The organism is Fictibacillus sp. S7, from assembly GCF_004127935.1.
Classification (GTDB): Bacteria; Bacillota; Bacilli; order Bacillales; family Fictibacillaceae; genus Fictibacillus_C; species Fictibacillus_C enclensis.
In genome coordinates this window covers 3,244,781-3,262,812 of sequence record NZ_QJKL01000001.1, presented here as the reverse complement: position 1 = coordinate 3,262,812, position 18,032 = coordinate 3,244,781, and the positions used below count along the sequence as shown (strand labels likewise).

The window sequence follows — 18,032 nt, the reverse complement described above, 5'->3', positions numbered from 1 at the left end:
CGGTCATCCGGTTTTTCGTCTTTTATCGAAACGTTACTTTTTATTCACCCATCCCAGCAGGATTTCACGAAGGAATTTGCTGGCTGCGATTGGGGTTTGCTCGGAAGGATCGTAAATCGGAGCGACTTCGACCAGATCCGCTCCAATGACCTTTACATCCGATTCAGAAATCAGCTGAATGGCTTCAAGAAGTTCTTTTGACGTAATTCCACCTGCTTCTGCTGTTCCTGTTCCCGGTGCATGAGCGGGATCAAGGACATCTATATCAATGGTGACATAAACATTGCGGCCCGCCAGTGTCGGCAATACCTTACGTAACGGCTCTGCCACATCAAACTTGTACATGTGCATGCCTGACTCTTTGGCAAACTGGAATTCTTCTCTCATTCCGGAACGAATGCCAAACGAATAAACATTCTCAGCTCCAATCAGGCCGCACGCCTTGCGGATCGGGGTAGAGTGAGAAAGCGGCTCGCCTTCATATTGTTCACGAAGGTCAGCATGTGCATCAATGTGGATGATAGCAAAATCATCGTATTTTTTGTTCAATGCTTTAAAAATCGGCCAGGATACAAGATGTTCCCCGCCCATTCCCAGAGGAAATTTTCCGGCATCCAGCAGGGTTGTGATGTATTCCTCAATAAGATCCAGGCTTCGCTGCGGATTTCCGAACGGAAGCGGAATATCTCCTGCATCAAAATAGTTCACTTCTTCCAAGTGCTTGTCCGCATAAGGACTATACTCTTCAAGCCCAAGGGAAGCTTCGCGGATTCTTGCCGGACCAAAGCGTGAACCAGGTCGGAACGATACCGTCCAATCCATAGGCATTCCATAAAGTACAGCATCAGCTGTTTCAAAATGGGGTTTGCTTAAAATAAATACGTTGCCGGAATAGGCTTCGTCAAATCTCATGGCGTGATATGCCCCTTTCTCATTCTGCAGACCTTTGTTGCTCTTGTGAGTAGTTGATTTTTATTTAATAAGATCTGCAACGAACTTTGGAAGTGCGAAGGCTGCTTTGTGAAGTTCTTTTGTCCAGTACTTCGTCTCGATGTCATGGAAACGTTCTTCGTTAACTTCTAGTGGATCGTATTGCTTTGAACCAATCGTAAATGTCCAAAGGCCGCTTGGATACGTTGGGATGTTCGCAGTATAAAGACGGGTAATCGGGAAAATCTCGCTTACGTCTTTGAATACTTTAGAGATCAGTTCAGGCGTAAACCAAGGGTTGTCCGTTTGCGCTACGAAAATTCCGTCCTCTTTCAACGCTTTGGAGATTCCTTCATAAAATCCTTTTTCAAACAGCTTTGCTGCAGGTCCTACGGGCTCGGTGGAATCAACCATGATGACATCGTATTGATTTTCACTCATTGCGATATGCATGAAACCGTCATCCACTTTAACTTCCACTCGGGAGTTTTCCAGCTCACCCGCAATTTCAGGAAGATATTGCTTGGAATACTCGATCACTTTTCCATCGATTTCAACCAGTGTCGCTTTTTCAACAGAAGGATGCTTCAATACTTCGCGGATTACGCCGCCATCTCCGCCACCAACAACCAACACCTGTCTTGGGTTTGGATGGGTGAACAAAGGTACATGGGCAACCATTTCATGATAAACAAACTCGTCTTTCTGGGTGGTCATAACCATGCCGTCCAGAATAAGCATGTTGCCGAATTCTTCTGTTTCTACCATATCAAGCTTTTGGAATTCTGTTTGCTCCGTCACATATGTACGTTTGATCTTAGCAGTAATTCCAAAGTTTTTCGTCTGTTTTTCCGTGAACCATAGTTCCACAGTCATCACTCCTCTATTTGAAATGCCAGGCATCGTTGTTCTTTTAACAAACATTACGATTATAGCATTTCCTTTTTTGTTATTCCACACGCAATTTATGCTAAACCCTGTATGAGCCTATGAAAGGCCGCCTACTTTGTTCCTGTTGTAGGATTGCCTGATTCAAAGGGCTTGATCAGTGCGTGCAGTGTTTCGATATGCGGAAGGCTGAGCCCGCTTTGTTTGGCCAGACGGAGCGCTCCTCCCTGTAGATGGTCGACTTCAAGATTCAAGCCCTTTCTCCTGTCCTGATGCATGGAGGAAGTTGCTTCAAAGGAGAGACCACTCACCCGGCTCATCGTTTCCTCGATATCCTCGTCCCTTAAATCGATATCAAACGTGTTTGCCAGGGTTGCCATTTCATGAAGCACCGAACGGAACAGCAGCAGCGTATCCTCCTGTTCTCTTATTCTTCCGATTGGCAGGTTGGCTGCCGTTGTTACTCCTGAAAAAGCAGTGATGAACATATATTTTTGCCAAAGACTTTTACTGATCATGCGGCTCAGGTTCCCCTTCATGTTGCTGTTTTGCATCACTTGCTCCAGTTGTGCGCACAGATTTTCCTGAGATGGATGGAGCGGCCCGTAAACAATGTCATGCGACTCACTCGTATGTACGACATGCCCTTTTTCATCAAGGGTAGCAATGATAAATGCCAATCCGCCAAGCACCGCCTCTTCACCTAGCTCCTCCTGCAATCTGTAAATGTGTTCGATCCCGTTTAATAATGGCAGTACACGCGCTCCACTGGCAACAAACTTTTTTAAAATGGGAAGTGTTTCATTTAAATGATAGCCTTTCACCGAAAGCACCAGAAGATCACATGCTTCTGCCTCGTCTGGATCGACGATCAGCTTGGGGTGGTCCAGTTGATAATCCCCGGCTACACTATGGATGATCAGCCCTTGCTCCTCAATTTGCTTTTTCCTTTTTTCCCGTACCAAAAAAGAGACGTTTTGCCCCGCCTCGGCCCATCGGCCACCATAATAAGCTCCAAGCGCTCCTGCTCCAAACATTACAATATTCATATTATCACCCTGCCTTTGTTATAGTCAGAAATTTCTCTCTTTCATAGTAACGCAAAAAACCTGCGATACCCAAAAGAACCGCCCGGCCGGCAGCTATCTTTTTCCCATTCTTTTTGGAAGTTGAATGCACCCCCTCACAAGTTGGCATAATGGGAAGACAATAGTAAAAGGTCCTTTGGGTGGTCGGCGCACTCTCTTTAGCAAGCTGCAATCAATCGTGCACAGGCTTTGCACGAAAGGGGGTGATGCCTCTGACGATATTTGAAGCGCTGATGTTTGCCGTCGCTTTTGCGTCGCTGATCGTTTCTGTTTTGTCGCATAAAAAATAGACCGCCCTCGAGCCCCAACTCACGGAAACGGTCTATCTTTTTTCGTTTGATTAAAATGGTAGCCGATCATCCTGGGGAAAACCGACTATTGCCCGCCGCTGGCCTGCATGCCAGCGGTTTTATTTTGCGGCATTTCTGCTTTTCTCATACTACTTTTTTCAAAATTTCCCGGCGGGAGTCCGTTTTATATGCGGCTGATCAGGTCTTCCGCACGGCGCTTCGCTTCAAACATCACTTTTTCTTCATCCATTGTCAGCAGTTCACGATGCTTCATGATCAATTTTCCATCTATCATGACCGAATCCACATCCTGTCCTGCGGCTGCGTACACCAAAAGGGAAGGATCCTGGTGGGCAGGCACAAGGTGGGGCTGGTTCATGTTCATAAACAGCAGGTCAGCTTTTTTACCAACCTCAATGCTTCCGGTTTCTTGCCCGATTCCAAGAATTTCTGCTCCATTTCTCGTCGCCATTGTCAATATTTCATGGGCGTTCAGTGCGGAAGCATCTTCCTGCAGCAGCTTCTGCATCCAGGCGGCAGCTTTCATCTCCATAAACATGTCCAGTGTACTCGCACTGCCCGGTCCATCTGTTCCGAGACCCACTTTGATTCCTCTTTTGGTGAGCTCCACAAGATCTGCTGTGCCGCAGGCGAGCTTTGCATTGCTCACCGGATTATGAATAACTCCGCCTGTGAGCCCTTCCAGTATGGACAGGTCGTCTTCTGTAAAATGCACACCATGAGCGAGGTTGACACTGGTGTTTTCAAAAAAGCCAGCCTCCTGCAAATATTGGACCGGACTCATGCCATGGCGCTCCTGGATCATGTTCCGCTCATCTGCCGTTTCTGCGAGGTGGGTGTGCAGTGGTACATTTTGTTCTTTTGCCAGTATTACTGCATCCCGCAGAAAGTCCGGCGGACACATATAAGGAGAATGAGGCGCAATCATGACGGTGATTCTTCCTTCGACCTTTCCGTGCCATTTCTTCACAAGATTGCGAGACTCCTCGATGCGGTCACTGTAATTGGAATCCATGGCGATCATGCCCCGGGAAAGAGAAGCGCGAATGCCTGTTTCCTGCACAGCGGCTGCAATGGTATCCATATCGATGTACATGTCCGCATACGCCGTTGTTCCGCTTTTTACCATTTCAGCCATGGCCAGCATCGCACCCCAGTAGCGGTCATCACTTGTCATTTTCATTTCCGCAGGGAGCATTTTTTTATTCAGCCACTCCATTAACGGAAGGTCATCACTATAACAGCGAAGCAGCGACATCGGCGTATGCTGATGCCCGTTGACAAGGCCTGGGAGGATCAAATAATCTTTCACATCCCATACTTCATGCTGGTCATATAACGGTTCAAGGTTTCCGATGTCTTGAATCGTATTTCCTTCGATGAGCAAATCCTCCTGCCGTTCGCTCCACGTTCCGTTGTTTTCTATTAAATAGCGCGCATTCTTCAGAATCAATGTATAACCCTCCTGCTTTCCTTCGTTCGTTATGGAACTAGTATAACATTTCCCCCTCTTCCCACGTTTAGAAGAGCTCTCGTTATCCCATACTAGAAACAGATAATCATAAGGAGGGGTTTCCGTGTCCTGGCTTAAACACTGGAAGGAGTACAGCAGATTACAAAAAGTAAAATTGGCGGGCAAACTGGCTGCCATTTTGTGCGCGGCCATGGCTGTTTGTCTGACGGGTGTACTTCTTTTGGCTAAATGGATGGGGCCTCCTCCTTTGCTCGTGCCGCAAACCACTGTGATTCATTCGAGCAGCGGGGAAGAAATCGGCGAAATCAGCAACTCCGGGCAAAAACGGACATGGGTGCCGCTGAATAAGATGAGCCCTGCTTTGATTGAAGCCACGCTTTCCATTGAAGACAAAAATTTTTATGAACATCACGGATTTGATTTTAAACGGATTGCGGCAGCCCTTTTGGCGGACCTGAGGGCAGGAGCAAAAGTACAGGGAGCAAGCACCATCACCCAGCAATTCGCACGGAATCTCTTTTTAACACATGAGAAGACCTGGCTCCGAAAAGGGATGGAGGCGTTTTATACCATCCGGCTGGAGATGAATTATTCCAAGAATCAAATCCTTGAAGGCTATTTAAATACCATCTATTACGGTCATGGCACCTATGGAATCCAGAGCGCCTCCGCCTTTTATTTTGGAAAGGATGCGAGCCACCTCAGTATTTCCGAGGCTGCCATGCTGGCCGGAGTGCCAAAAGGTCCCGGCTATTACTCACCGCTTTATCATGAGGACCGGGCCAAAGAGCGGCAGGCGATCATTTTAAAGGCGATGGAGAACAATCGCTACCTGTCCAAAAAAGAAGTACAGGAAGCTGCCGCTGCGCCGCTTACCATAGTGGCCGAAAAAGAGGTGCAAAAACCTAAAATTGCGCCGTACTTCCAAGCCGAAGTGATGAAAGTCCTGAAAAAAGAGTTAAAAATGGATCCCAAACAGATCGAGCTTGGCGGCCTTCACATCTATACAACGCTCGATGTCTCCATGCAAACGGCGGCTGAAAAGGAGATTGAAGAGAGGATCGATCCAGATTCCTCAATCCAAACGGCTCTGGTGTCCATGGATCCTAGAAATGGTGATGTGAAAGCGCTGGTGGGAGGAAGGAATTATGCCGAAAGCCCGTTTGACCGGGCCATCCAGGCCAAACGCGCCCCCGGCTCTACGTTTAAGCCATTTTTGTACTATACGGCGCTGAAAAACGGCTATACACCGTCGACTGCCATTAAAAGTGAGCCCACCTCTTTTGCCATGGGAGACGGGCAGCAGGATTATGAACCGAAAAACTACAATAACCTGTATGCCTACGACTTTATTACCTTGTCTGAAGCACTCGCTCTATCGGACAACATCTATGCGGTAAAAACCAACCTTTTTCTCGGGCCGAAAAAGCTGGTCAAGGCAGCACGTCAGTTTGGCATCAAAAGTCCGCTGGCCAGTGTGCCGTCCCTTGCGCTTGGCACAAAAAACGTAAGCGTGATGGAAATGACCAATGCGTACAATCTTTTTGCCAATGGCGGCAAAAGGGTGGAACCTGTTTTTATCAAGGAAATTACCGACAACAAAGGCCGCGTTCTTTATGAGCATCATTACAAACAAAAACAAGTGCTCGACAAAAAAGCGGCATTCGTTATGACCGATCTGATGAAAGGCATGTTTGATGAAAAGCTGAATGATTACGCCAAGGTTACCGGCGCGAGCATTGATCAATATTTAACCCGCCCGGCTGCGGGAAAATCGGGCTCCACACCGACCGACAGCTGGATGGTCGGGTTTACGCCACAGTTGACGACAGGTGTATGGATTGGATACGACCAGGGGAAAGAGATCAACCGGATCAATGACGGCAGCTATTCGAAGAAAATTTGGGTGCATTATATGGAAGATGCTTTAAAGGATGAACCCTCCATGGCGTTCAAGAAGCCAAAAGGGGTAGTAGGGGTGATGGTCAACCCGAAAAACGGGAAGCTTGCGACGAAAAATTGCCCGATCAAAAGAAAAACGTACTATATTAAGGGAACAGAACCCACCGAATACTGCAATGAACATGCCGGCGACCTTCCCATTGGCTCAGACGGACTCGATCATAAACGAAAAGGCTGGTTCCAGAAAGTCTTCCCTTGGTGGCATTAAGGGGTGGAGTTCAAGTGATTAATACGGTGCGTGGCTGATTAGTTGCGGTGTTGGCCCAATTAGTTGCGGTTCGACACGATTTACTTGCATATAAAATGCAAACACAAAATAAACAGCCCGGGTGCTCACGAAGAGCTCCCGGGCTGCTTATTGTCCTAGCAACATTGTGTGTGCAATGCTAGCTTCAGTTTACTGTATGAACGAGAATTGTCACAAGTTATTTATAAAATGTTCAAAAAGAGTTCATAACTCTTCCAATTTTATGGCAATAATTTCCTGACTTCGGCAGAAGAGCGGTTGAATATTCCTTCATCGTGGTTCTTTAGAAATTCTCCAAGCAATCTTTTGGACTTGTCATCCATATCGTCCACGATCACATGGCCTTTCAACGATTTATCCATGCGGTTCACGTGCTCCGGCAGGCTTTTATAGCCCCTGCGCGCCTCCGCATCAATCTGCATTTCACAAGCGGTCACACCATAGTAGTATGGGCCTTCTTCATTTCTGTTGATCGTTACCCATACGAGCCAGTATGGACGCGGGTTTGGCGTATTGGCGCGGTCAGGCGTAAATTTAATCCGCTTTTCAATATCACTTCTGGCATGCATGGCACCCATATCAACATAGGCGTCTCCATCTACAGGATCGACGATGACCGGAGTCATATGGTCCAGGCTTAACGCACCTACACCGTAGCCGCCATGGCCACTGGTGGAATCACCGCTTAAAATGGTAAATCCCATTCCTTTTTTATTTTTATCTGGATTAGATCCGAAAATATCTTTCATCATAAACCTCCCGAGATCATATCAGTTCTGTTTTTATTTTACCACAAATCTCTCCATTTTAAGTCCTTGAGCCGTTCCCGCCTGGTATCACAGACCTTAAAAGGGGTAAGAATACATAAGGATAAAGAGTATAAATGGGTTGCATCGAAACCTAAAAACGAATAATATAATTAAGTATTTAAAAATCGTTCGTATTTTTGGAGGTACTTCCATGTTTTCATCTTTCTTTAAACTAAAAGAACGCGGAACCACCGCAAAGCAAGAAGTGATTGCCGGGATCACAACTTTTTTGACCATGGTCTATATCGTTGTCGTCAATCCGATCGTGCTTCATTCAGCGGGTGTTCCGTTTAATACAGTCTTTATGGCAACCATCATCGCTACTGTGGTCGGAACATTGTGGATGGCCCTGTTCGCCAACCTGCCGATCGCCATTGCTCCCGGTATGGGGCTGAATGCCTATTTCGCTTTTTCCGTGGTAGGAACGCACACCAACATTTCCTATCAGACGGCTTTTGGAGCGGTTTTTGTCGCCGGAATTATCTTTGTTATTTTGTCGCTGACACCGTTTCGCGAAAAATTGATTGAAGCCATTCCCGCTAATTTAAAATACGGGATTACCGCAGGAATCGGCCTTTTTATCGCGTTTATCGGCATGCGAATGACCGGTATCATTACCGCCCATAAGGAAAATCTGGTGGCGCTCGGTGACCTTCATTCACCATCTGTCATGCTTGCTTTGGCAGGTTTGGCGATTACGCTCATTCTGATGGCACTTAATGTAAACGGCGCTCTTTTCTTCGGAATGATCATTACTGGAATTATTGCATATTTTACGCATCAGTTAAAATTTAATGGTTTTATGTCTGTCCCTGCAATGCCGAAAGAATTATTTATCTTCGGCAACCCGGTGACCGCTTTTGCCGATGTGTTTCAGTATGGACTGTTTGCAGTGGTTTTCTCCTTCCTTCTCGTTACCATTTTTGATACGACAGGAACGATGGTAGGTGTCGCTGAACAGGCTGGTTTGATGAAAAATAACAAAATGCCCAAAGCACGTGAAGCACTTCTTGCCGATTCTGTAGCAACAACAGTAGGGGCCGCGCTCGGGACAAGCCCGACAAGTGCCTATATTGAATCAACTTCAGGTGTTGCAGTCGGCGGCCGTACTGGATTAACTTCGGTAACCGTTGCTGTACTGTTTATCATTGCCGCCTTTTTCTCGCCGCTGGTAAGTGCCATTTCCGGCCTTTCAGCCATCACAGCACCGACATTGATTATTGTTGGCAGCCTGATGCTCGGAGCGCTTGGTAAAATTAATTGGGAGCAGCTGGACGAAGCGTTCCCAGCGTTTATCATTATTTTGACCATGCCGCTGACATCAAGTATCGCAACTGGAATTGCGTTTGGCTTCATTTCTTACCCGCTGCTAAAAATTGCCCGCGGAAAATGGCGTGAAGTTCCATTCCTCGTTTATTTATTTGCTGTTTTGTTTTTCTATCAGCTCGCATTTTTACCACATTAAGAGAAAAGCTGAAACGGCCGTTCAGCCACAAGTGCTGGAGCGCTTCCCACGCAGTCCCTTTGCCGGCCACAAACATAAAAAGAAGCCTGCTGATCACCATTCGGCAGGCTTTCTTTTTATGCAAAAATGCTAGTTGATATTCAGTTTTCCTTTGGCTATCTCACTTGCCGTGTTGCCGTAATCGTCTTGCGCACTGACTTCCACCGTTGCTCCCGTCGCCCTTACGTTGGACGTTGCTGTGTAGTACCTCTCATAGTGGCCAGGGGACGTTTCGCGCATTGGAAGCTCAGCGGCGTACCTTGTAGCTGCCTTTGTGTTTGTCAAAGGCATGTGGATCACAAATGCCATCGTCAAAAGGAATAAAGAGCTATTGCATGATACAACCTTCAAGTTGGCTGATAAACTTGTAGCCTTCCTGAATTTCCTCTTTCGTATATTTTTGCTTGGCTTTTAACGTATGAATCTTGTCTGTAACTTCCTCTACAGGCAGATGGTAAAAGAACAGAATCGTAGAAACCAATTCCAGGAACCGGGAAGATTGTTTGTTCATCGTCCTGATGCATTCTCCGAGCTTTGGTATGGATGTTCCGTAGCTTGCCAAAAAGCCTTCTCCCTCTTCATTCAGGGAATAGCGGTATTGCGAATATCCGCTCACCTTTTCTTTTTTCTCTAAAAGATAGCCCAGATTGCAGAGCTCCTCTACGCGCAGTGTAAGCTCCTCGGAATAGGGTCCGTAAAAGTGAAACTCGTATTTTTCCTGAAAAGGAAAGTTAAGCTTCTTTGCAATATAAATCATTTTTTGCAGCTTTTTTCGGCCAACGACTTCTCCTGCTTCCTTAATAACGGTTATGACCTTTAAATGATCATCAAACACATTTTTTCCCCCTAACGTAAATCCTTATCATCCATTTTTCAGTATGTGTTTTATTTTTTTCTTTAATTGGCTGTCATCTATTTGCTCAATCAGATCTGCCGGATAATACAGCTTGTGGTCGGTTCTTCTTTTTCCGGAAATGGCTTCCACCACATCCGATTCCCTGGAAAGTTCACGTACTTCACCATTGGCTTTTAAAAGGTTAATAGGCAGCCTTTCCTCTTTTTCCCCCGGACGGTAAAAGTCATAAGGCAAATCGGAGGAAGAGTCGATCACAAGGTAGTATTTTGGGTCAATTCCTGCCTCTTCCAGAAAGTCGGACAGCTTAAGAACTTCCGAGACAGAAACCATCTCCGAGTATTTGAAAAGCTTTCGGTCAAGGAATCGTCGGCACAAATCACGAAGAATGCCGTCTTCCTCCTCCAGCCATATCTGGAAATAATACTGCATGACTCCCTCATCCAGCTTTATGTAATCTTCTAATGTAATTTCCCCTTCAAACAGAGAGCGGAAATGAGTGAGATTTTGCTTGAACGTGTAGCCTTCCTGATATAAATCTTTTGCCCGGTGAAGGATTTTGCTTAAAATGACCTCAGCGCTCCGTGTAACCGGATGAAAATAAACCTGCCAGTACATTTGGTAGCGGCTCATGATGTAATCCTCAACGGCATGCATGCCGCTCGCCTTGATGACCGCTCCGTCTTCCATTGGCCTCATCACCCGCAGAATCCGTTCCAGGTCAAAATTCCCGTAACTCACACCGGTAAAATAGGCATCACGAAGAAGATAGTCCATCCGGTCGGCATCGATTTGACTGGAAATCATGCTTACCACAAGCTTATCATGATAGGTCTTTTCTATGACTTCCGCTACTTTTTTCGGAAAATCACTGCCTTGCAGACGGAGTACCTCATTCACTTCCGTGTCGCCCAGCAGAATCGCTCTTGTGTAATCTTCATGGTCCACCCCGAACACTTTTTCAAAGGAGTGTGAAAAGGGACCATGTCCGATATCATGCAGCAGGGCTGCACTGAGCACCAGCATCCGTTCTTCCTCATTCCAATGTGGACGATTATGAAACACTTCGATGATGCGTCTTGTAATCTCATATACACCTAAAGAGTGGCTGAACCGGCTGTGCTCAGCCCCGTGAAACGTCAGGTAGGTCGTGCCGAGCTGGCGAATCCGGCGAAGCCGCTGAAATTCGCTCGTTCCGATCAGTTTCCAGATCAGTTCATCCCTTACGTGTATATAACGGTGAACCGGATCCTTGAACACCTTTTCTTCATTTAATTGACCCATTTCTTTCGCCATATTTTAATAAATGCTCCTTCAGCCGCAATTAGTTTATATTTAAATTTCTGCTAAAAATAGAAAATCCCTTCTCAGGAAAAATTGTCGAAAGAAGGATAATCGTGTAGGTTATTAGAATGTTTTCATGTGAAGTATACCCTATTCTACGTGGTTTCGAACCATGAAACAACAAACAAAAGAAGCGGTTTGTGACATCTTTATTTCTTTTTCGCTTGCATGCTTTCTTTTTCTTCTGTAATCAAAAAAGAAAGCTATTTACGATTAGTCGTTGTTGTTCTTGGAGGTGGTTGATTTCCGTTTCGGGATGCTCGCTTTCCGTGGGGCGTGCGCTGAGCCCACCAGGCGCAAGCGCCTTATTGGTCTCACCTGTCACGCTAGTCCCACTGGAGTCTCGCACCCTTCACTACTATCAACTTGTCAGAGAAGCTTTGTTACAAAATTCTTTTAGAACAAATAAAAAAAGAAGGCATGGGCGCCTTCTTTTTATTGGGTATCTACGACTTGGTCATCGATGTCTTCTTGTTTGTAGGCGTCGACCATTAGCAGGATGGCGGTGATAATGTGCATGATCATTCCGACGAAGGGGATCCAGGCGATGCAGGAGGTGACAATTCCCGTGATGCTTCCGTGTTTTGCCGTTCCTTCTTTTGAAGCGAAGATCAGGGTTACGATATGGAGGGCGAGAGCAAGGGCAAGCGGCGTCCAGGCAAAGGAAAGGACAATTGTCCCGCCGACAAACGGAATGCCAAGCAATGCTTCATATCCCCCCGAGATCCATTTTAACGTTTTCGATAAGTTTCTATTCAAAGAATTTTCCTCCCATTCTCTTCATTCGCTCCATTCACTATACCTATGCATACGTAATTACATTCCAAAAAGTTGCAATAAAATAGTATGACATGGAAGCATGGCTCACTGTTGCGTTATACTAAGGAGTGAACGATAGAATCAGGAGGTTAACTCGTGGATCAATTTCAGAATGACCAAAATGGGCAGGCATGGAACGAAAAGTCGTACGAAGCCTGGACCCATCGATTTGGCGAGCCGGCAAAAGCAGCCGCAAAAATAAAAAAAGACCCTCTTAAGCGGTTGAACCCGCTTGAATCATACATTGGAAATGTTAAAGGCAAAAAAGTCTGCAACCTGCTCGGTTCTCACGGCAGCAAAGCGGTAGCCATGGCCTTGCTGGGCGCCGAGGCAACCGTGATCGATCTGTCAGAGCCGAACGAACGATATGCGAAAGAGCTGGCAGAGGAGGCAGGAGTGCCGCTCAGGTATGTACGAAGCGATGTTCTGGCGCTGCCAAAAGAAGAACTGACCGGGGATTATGATCTGGTATTAACGGAAAACGGAATTCTGCACTATTTTACAGATCTTGTACCGTTTTTTACAACCGTCCATGGCCTGCTTGCTCCCGGAGGCAAATTTATACTGCAGGACTTTCATCCAGTATCTACCAAACTGATCACCTCACAAGGGAAAAGCCAGGCGGTCAGAAAGCATAAAGTAACCGGTGATTATTTCAGTGCAGAACTTGAAACAGTGGATGTTTCCTATTCCAAGTTCCTTCCCGAACTTCGTTATGCGACAGAAGAAGAACGTAAGCCGTATCAAGTGGCGATCCGGAAATGGACGATCGGTGAAATTGTCACCGCGCTCGGGGCTTCCGGTCTGTTTATTACCGAGCTGAAGGAAGAGCCGCATCCCGGCGATTTTGACCATGGTATTCCCAAAACATTTATCATTGAAGCGGAGAAAAGATGAAACATGATCACATCACTGTTATTTCAGCCAAAATGGCGTATTATCGACCAATCAAGTCTGGGGCCTTCCTTTGACGCATTGTCTTCCTTTGCAATGGATGACACCCTGTGCACGACCGTTGGGAATGAGGAATCCTCTCCCACTGTCCGCACGTGGGTTCACCATCACACGATTGTTCTCGGAATCCAGGATACGCGGCTTCCTCATCTGGAAGAGGGAGTAGCCGCACTTAAATCTAAAGGCTATCGGGTCATTGTCCGCAATTCCGGCGGCCTTGCCGTTGTTCTTGATGAAGGCGTATTGAACATCTCCATTATTCTGCCCGAAAAGGACAGCAGCATCGAAATCAATAAAGGCTATGACACGATGGTGGAACTGATTCAAAAAATGCTGCTTCCATATCACGTTTCATTTGAAGCGAGGGAAATTGTCCATTCTTATTGCCCCGGAAGCTATGATCTAAGTGTGGACGGCAAGAAGTTTGCAGGCATCTCGCAGCGCCGGATCCGCAATGGAGCAGCCGTTCAAATCTACTTGTGTGTCAATGGCAGCGGGTCTGAACGAGCGGAAGCGATCCGGAAATTTTACGAACGGGGCCTACAGGGGGAAACAACGAAATTCACGTACCCTGACATACATCCTGAAGTGATGGCATCCCTGTCCGAGCTCACCGGCCAGCCTTTAACGGTCAGCGATTTGATGACCCGCCTTCTCTATGTTCTGCAGGAGGAGAGCAGCCATCTCGTTTCCTCACCGCTGTCCGTTAATGAAATTCAGCTTTACGATTATAATTATCAGCGTGTCTGGGAACGAAACGAAAAGGCACTGGAGATGTAAATCATCTCACAGTGCTTTTTTGTTATAGCGCCTGCATTGCAGTAATCAATGCGAGCTTATATACATCTTCTTCATTACAGCCGCGGGACAGGTCGTTCACCGGCATGTTCAGTCCTTGAAGGATCGGACCGATCGCTTCATAGCCGCCAAGGCGCTGAACCATTTTGTAGCCGATATTTCCTGTTTCAAGGCCAGGGAAGATGAAAACATTCGCTTCTCCTTTTAGTACGGAATCCGGAGCTTTCTTTTGAGCAACGGAAGGAACAAAGGCAGCGTCAAATTGCAGTTCGCCGTCAAATGGAAAATCAGGGTTTTTCTCTTTCAACAATTGCGTAGCTTCCACCACTTTTTCTGTTTCCGGAGATTTCGCAGATCCCTTGGTTGAAAAGCTTAGAAGTCCAACCTTGGGTTCAATGCCAAATACGCGTGCCGTATGGGCGCTGACAATAGCGGATTCCGCCAAGTCTTCACTTGTTGGAGCAATATTGATCGCACAATCGGCAAACACATATTTTTCATCGCCTTTAACCATGATGAATGCACCTGAAGTTTTTTTAATGCCTTCTTTTGTTTTGATGATCTGCAGCGCCGGACGGACGGTATCTGCCGTTGAGTGTGCCGCTCCACTCACTAGTCCGTGTGCTTTGTCTGCATAAACAAGCATCGTTCCGAAGTAGTTTTCATCCAAAAGAATTTGACGGGCCTGTTCCTCCGTGGCTTTCCCTTTGCGGCGTTCAACGAAAGAAGATACTAGGCTTTCAAATTCGGAATAATCTTTTGGGTCGATCAGCTGAATTTCACCGAGCTTCACACCGAGTTCTTCAGCCTTTGCCGCAATCTCACCTGTATTGCCAATCAGGATAGGGCGGAGGACATTTTCTTCTGCCAGCCTGGCTGCAGCTTTCAAAATACGCTCATCCGTTCCTTCCGGAAAAACAATGGCCGGATTCTCCTGTTGTACTTTTTCTCTTAGTTCTTTAAATAAATCGCTCATGCGGGTAGCCTCCTGTTCCTATGCAATCCATACTAGGGTACTCTACTTTGGGTGGGTTTTAAACCTATACCCAAAATTGAAAGCGTTTCTGCCAAAAAGTTGTTATTTTTCGAAAATTGACGTGTTGGAAAAGAGGTTAATTTTGTAAATTTTTTTGAATCCTTTTACGCTAAATCACGTATAACGTACTATCAAATCAAGGGAGATGTTGGATTTGTCATTCATGAATAAAATGCTGGCCAGCATAGGGATCGGAGCGGCAACGGTGGATACCATTCTAAACTCAAACCGTTTTATTCCGGGTGAGGAAATCACAGGTACCGTACAGATTATTGGAGGCAAAGTAGCACAGCCTATTGATTCCGTTTCACTGTTTTTGATGACCGAGTACATAAGAGAAACCGACGGAAAAAAAATTCATGAGCATGCAGCAGTCGCCCGCCAGAAAGTAACAGATCACTTGATCATTCAGCCCGGCGAAAAGAAAAGAATTCCTTTTGTCTTTCGTCTTCCTATGGATGTGCCGCTTAGCATCGGACTTACACCGGTCTGGCTGAAAACAGGGGTGGATATCAAAAATGCTGTTGACCCGGAAGACAAGGATTACATTACTGTTAATCCCGACCCGCTTGTCAGCAAAGCGATGGAAGCGATCGAAGGGCTGGATTTCGTACTTCGCAAAGCAAAGTGTGAAGCTGCTTCCAGGTATAACAGGGGACGCCTTCCATTCGTCCAGGAGTTTGAGTATGTTCCGACAGGCATGTTCAGGGGCAAACTAGATGAGCTGGAAGCCGTATTCTTCAGCGACGGATCAACATTGGATATCCTGCTTGAAATTGACAAGAAAGCAAATGGTCTCTTTGGACTGCTTGAAGAGGCAATGGATATGGATGAAAAACATATCCGCCTTTCCTTTACGGAACATGAACTGCAGAATACGTCCCATTTAACCGGAAAACTTACTGCTGCCATTCAGCAATTTGCGTAACTCGCACGGTATTTTCCCCCGTCATTTCCATAGAGACGGGGATTTTTTTTTATTGCATCCGGTATGGTATATTGGTTAAGAGTAAACGCACTATTATATTCCAAGGAGTGACAATACATGAGTGAAGCTGCACAAACACTGGAAGGCTGGTATTGCCTGCATGATTTCCGCAAAATTGACTGGATTGCGTGGAAAGCCATTTCGGGTAATGAACGCGAAGCTGCCATCAAGGAATTTACGGCATTTTTGGAAAAATGGGAAGGTGCTGAAGCCAGGAAAGAAGGCAGCCATGCTCTTTATTCCATCGTTGGCCAAAAGGCTGACTTTATGCTGATGCTTCTGCGTCCCACACTGGAAGATTTGAATGAAATTGAAAATGCCTTTAATAAAACCACCTTTGCCCAATTCACAACTCCGGCTTATTCCTACGTATCAGTCGTTGAATTGAGCAACTACAACCCATCCAATAATGTAGATCCAGAAACGGATCCCATGATTCAGGGAAGATTGAAACCTGAGCTTCCAAAATGGAAGTATGTATGCTTCTATCCAATGGACAAGCGCCGCGAAGGAAATGACAACTGGTATATGCTTCCGATGGAAGAACGAAAGAAAATGATGTACAGCCACGGCATGATTGGCCGCAGCTATGCAGGGAAAGTGAAGCAGATCATTACCGGTTCCGTTGGTTTCGATGACTGGGAATGGGGAGTTACCCTTTTCGCAAATGACGCGCTTCAATTTAAGAAACTCGTATACGAAATGAGATTTGATGAAGTGAGTGCCCGATACGGTGAATTTGGTTCATTCTATGTAGGGAACCAATTGACCCGCGAGGCAGTGCCGGGCTATTTGCACGTATAATTTCTATCACAAAATAACGTAAGCTGGTTCTAATGCTGTGAATTTGTCTGCAGCAGAGAGCCAGCTTTTTTTGGTCTAAGCTTCTGCATGTTTACATATGATAAATTGTAGTTTTTGTGGCGCCTTCCTGATTATTTTTCGCGTAAAAAGTTATGCAATTATACAGGCAAGGAAGGAAAACAACACTGTTTCGGATACCAAAACCTTTTTACAAGGGGGATCTACACCATGAGTAATTACAGGCAAACGCAAGGACAGCAGGGACAAATGGGCGGCGGCATGCCACCCTATTACGGGATGCCGCCATCCGGCCAGATGGGACAGCAGGGGCAAATGCCGCAGGGACAACAGCAGGGACAGAGCGGAGGTTACAGCGGCCCTGGCATGTCCATGGGCATGCCTCCACAGGGGTTTGGACTTGGCTCAGCCATGGGGCAGGCTCCTACGGATATTGCCGCTCCCGGCCAGCTTCCGCTTGAGCAGTCGTACATTGAGAACATTTTGCGGCTGAATAAAGGCAAAGTAGCTACGATCTATCAAACCTTTGAAGGCAGTGACAAGTGGAATTCTAAGGTCTTCAGAGGAACCATCGAGGCTGCAGGACGCGACCATATCATCTTAAGCGATCCCCAGAGCGGAAAACGCTATCTTCTCTTGATGGTCTTTGTCAATTACATTACGTTTGATGAACCGATTGAATACACCTATCCGTTTGGAGGCCAATCAAGCCAGCAGCAGGGACAGTCACAGGGACAAGGGCAAGGACAATCACAAGGCATGGCTACGTATAGCCCAAGGTAACGATATACAAAAAAGAGCTTTGTATGACGCAAAGCTCTTTTCCTATTAAAGTCCTTTTGCTGCAGCTACAATAAATAGCACCCATCCGGCGATAAACGCAACGCCGCCAAATGGTGTAACGATGCCAAGCTTGGAGATGCCTGTTGTGCTTAATGCGTACAAGCTACCCGAGAACAGAATGATTCCGATGAACATCAGCCACCCTGCCCAGTGCAACTGCCCGGATCCTGTTAATTTTCCTGCGAGAAGACCAACCGCCAGCAGACCAATCGCATGATACATGTGATATTGAACACCTGTTTTATACACTTCGAGCATGCGTTCTGACAGCTTGCCTTCCAGCCCATGTGCGCCGAACGCACCCAGCATAACCGCAACCGCCGCGTTGGCTGCCCCCAAAATCAAAAACAGCTTCATGTTAA

At 46.4% G+C, this 18,032-nt stretch carries 18 protein-coding genes; 7 read left to right on the top strand and 11 right to left on the bottom strand.

Going from position 1 to position 18,032, the window contains the following annotated elements; all coding sequences use genetic code 11:
• Positions 1 to 33: 33 nt before the first annotated feature.
• From speB to DMO16_RS16955, 4 genes are all read right to left on the bottom strand, one after another.
• Positions 34 to 912 (bottom strand): agmatinase, encoded by an 879-nt coding sequence (gene speB, locus DMO16_RS16970; RefSeq protein ID WP_061973394.1) that lies wholly within the window; start codon positions 910 to 912, stop codon positions 34 to 36.
• A gap of 60 nt (positions 913 to 972) precedes the next feature.
• On the bottom strand, positions 973 to 1,800 hold the full coding sequence (gene speE, locus DMO16_RS16965) for a polyamine aminopropyltransferase (protein ID WP_061973392.1): 828 nt from the start codon (positions 1,798 to 1,800) through the stop codon (positions 973 to 975).
• 131 nt (positions 1,801 to 1,931) lie between these two features.
• Positions 1,932 to 2,867 (bottom strand): ketopantoate reductase family protein, encoded by a 936-nt coding sequence (locus DMO16_RS16960; protein WP_061973390.1) that lies wholly within the window; start codon positions 2,865 to 2,867, stop codon positions 1,932 to 1,934.
• Positions 2,868 to 3,380: 513 nt separating this feature from the next.
• Positions 3,381 to 4,670 carry an amidohydrolase gene (locus DMO16_RS16955; RefSeq protein WP_061973388.1) on the bottom strand — a complete coding sequence of 430 codons (1,290 nt, stop codon included), beginning with the start codon at positions 4,668 to 4,670 and terminating at the stop codon, positions 3,381 to 3,383.
• A 124-nt stretch (positions 4,671 to 4,794) separates the two neighbouring features.
• Here DMO16_RS16955 and DMO16_RS16950 point away from each other — a divergent pair, with 124 nt between their 5' ends.
• A complete protein-coding gene (locus DMO16_RS16950; protein ID WP_241840584.1) occupies positions 4,795 to 6,861 on the top strand; it encodes a transglycosylase domain-containing protein in 2,067 nt (688 codons plus the stop codon).
• A gap of 260 nt (positions 6,862 to 7,121) precedes the next feature.
• Here the strand turns inward: DMO16_RS16950 and DMO16_RS16945 are convergent, their stop codons facing one another.
• Positions 7,122 to 7,649 carry a YwhD family protein gene (locus DMO16_RS16945; protein WP_061973382.1) on the bottom strand — a complete coding sequence of 176 codons (528 nt, stop codon included), beginning with the start codon at positions 7,647 to 7,649 and terminating at the stop codon, positions 7,122 to 7,124.
• A gap of 211 nt (positions 7,650 to 7,860) precedes the next feature.
• On the opposite strand from DMO16_RS16945, the gene DMO16_RS16940 reads away from it, so the two are divergent.
• A complete protein-coding gene (locus DMO16_RS16940) occupies positions 7,861 to 9,174 on the top strand; it encodes an NCS2 family permease (protein WP_129478757.1) in 1,314 nt (437 codons plus the stop codon).
• A gap of 129 nt (positions 9,175 to 9,303) precedes the next feature.
• Here the strand turns inward: DMO16_RS16940 and DMO16_RS16935 are convergent, their stop codons facing one another.
• The 4 genes from DMO16_RS16935 to DMO16_RS16920 form a co-directional block, all read right to left on the bottom strand.
• Entirely contained in the window at positions 9,304 to 9,453 is a 150-nt protein-coding gene (locus DMO16_RS16935) for a hypothetical protein (protein WP_206738117.1), read from the bottom strand.
• 88 nt (positions 9,454 to 9,541) lie between these two features.
• Complete coding sequence (locus tag DMO16_RS16930; RefSeq protein WP_129478753.1) at positions 9,542 to 10,048, bottom strand: YwgA family protein; 507 nt, start codon at positions 10,046 to 10,048, stop codon at positions 9,542 to 9,544.
• A gap of 27 nt (positions 10,049 to 10,075) precedes the next feature.
• A complete protein-coding gene (locus DMO16_RS16925; RefSeq protein WP_061973372.1) occupies positions 10,076 to 11,362 on the bottom strand; it encodes an HD domain-containing protein in 1,287 nt (428 codons plus the stop codon).
• Between the two features lie 483 nt (positions 11,363 to 11,845).
• Entirely contained in the window at positions 11,846 to 12,169 is a 324-nt protein-coding gene (locus DMO16_RS16920; protein ID WP_061973369.1) for a hypothetical protein, read from the bottom strand.
• A gap of 156 nt (positions 12,170 to 12,325) precedes the next feature.
• On the opposite strand from DMO16_RS16920, the gene DMO16_RS16915 reads away from it, so the two are divergent.
• A complete protein-coding gene (locus DMO16_RS16915) occupies positions 12,326 to 13,126 on the top strand; it encodes a class I SAM-dependent methyltransferase (protein ID WP_061973367.1) in 801 nt (266 codons plus the stop codon).
• 3 nt (positions 13,127 to 13,129) lie between these two features.
• A complete protein-coding gene (locus DMO16_RS16910; protein WP_061973366.1) occupies positions 13,130 to 13,963 on the top strand; it encodes a lipoate--protein ligase family protein in 834 nt (277 codons plus the stop codon).
• 22 nt (positions 13,964 to 13,985) lie between these two features.
• Here the strand turns inward: DMO16_RS16910 and pta are convergent, their stop codons facing one another.
• A complete protein-coding gene (gene pta / locus DMO16_RS16905; RefSeq protein ID WP_129478751.1) occupies positions 13,986 to 14,957 on the bottom strand; it encodes a phosphate acetyltransferase in 972 nt (323 codons plus the stop codon).
• Between the two features lie 223 nt (positions 14,958 to 15,180).
• Between pta and DMO16_RS16900 the strand changes: the two genes are divergently transcribed.
• From DMO16_RS16900 to gerQ, 3 genes are all read left to right on the top strand, one after another.
• On the top strand, positions 15,181 to 15,945 hold the full coding sequence (locus tag DMO16_RS16900) for a sporulation protein (protein WP_129480413.1): 765 nt from the start codon (positions 15,181 to 15,183) through the stop codon (positions 15,943 to 15,945).
• Between the two features lie 117 nt (positions 15,946 to 16,062).
• The gene (gene hemQ / locus DMO16_RS16895; RefSeq protein ID WP_129478749.1) at positions 16,063 to 16,809 is read left to right on the top strand and encodes a hydrogen peroxide-dependent heme synthase; all 747 of its coding nucleotides are present in this window, start codon (positions 16,063 to 16,065) and stop codon (positions 16,807 to 16,809) included.
• A gap of 228 nt (positions 16,810 to 17,037) precedes the next feature.
• Positions 17,038 to 17,610 (top strand): spore coat protein GerQ, encoded by a 573-nt coding sequence (gene gerQ / locus DMO16_RS16890; protein ID WP_420889656.1) that lies wholly within the window; start codon positions 17,038 to 17,040, stop codon positions 17,608 to 17,610.
• 45 nt (positions 17,611 to 17,655) lie between these two features.
• On the opposite strand, the gene DMO16_RS16885 is transcribed toward gerQ, so the two are convergent.
• The gene (locus DMO16_RS16885; protein ID WP_061973363.1) at positions 17,656 to 18,027 is read right to left on the bottom strand and encodes a DUF423 domain-containing protein; all 372 of its coding nucleotides are present in this window, start codon (positions 18,025 to 18,027) and stop codon (positions 17,656 to 17,658) included.
• Positions 18,028 to 18,032 lie beyond the last annotated feature (5 nt).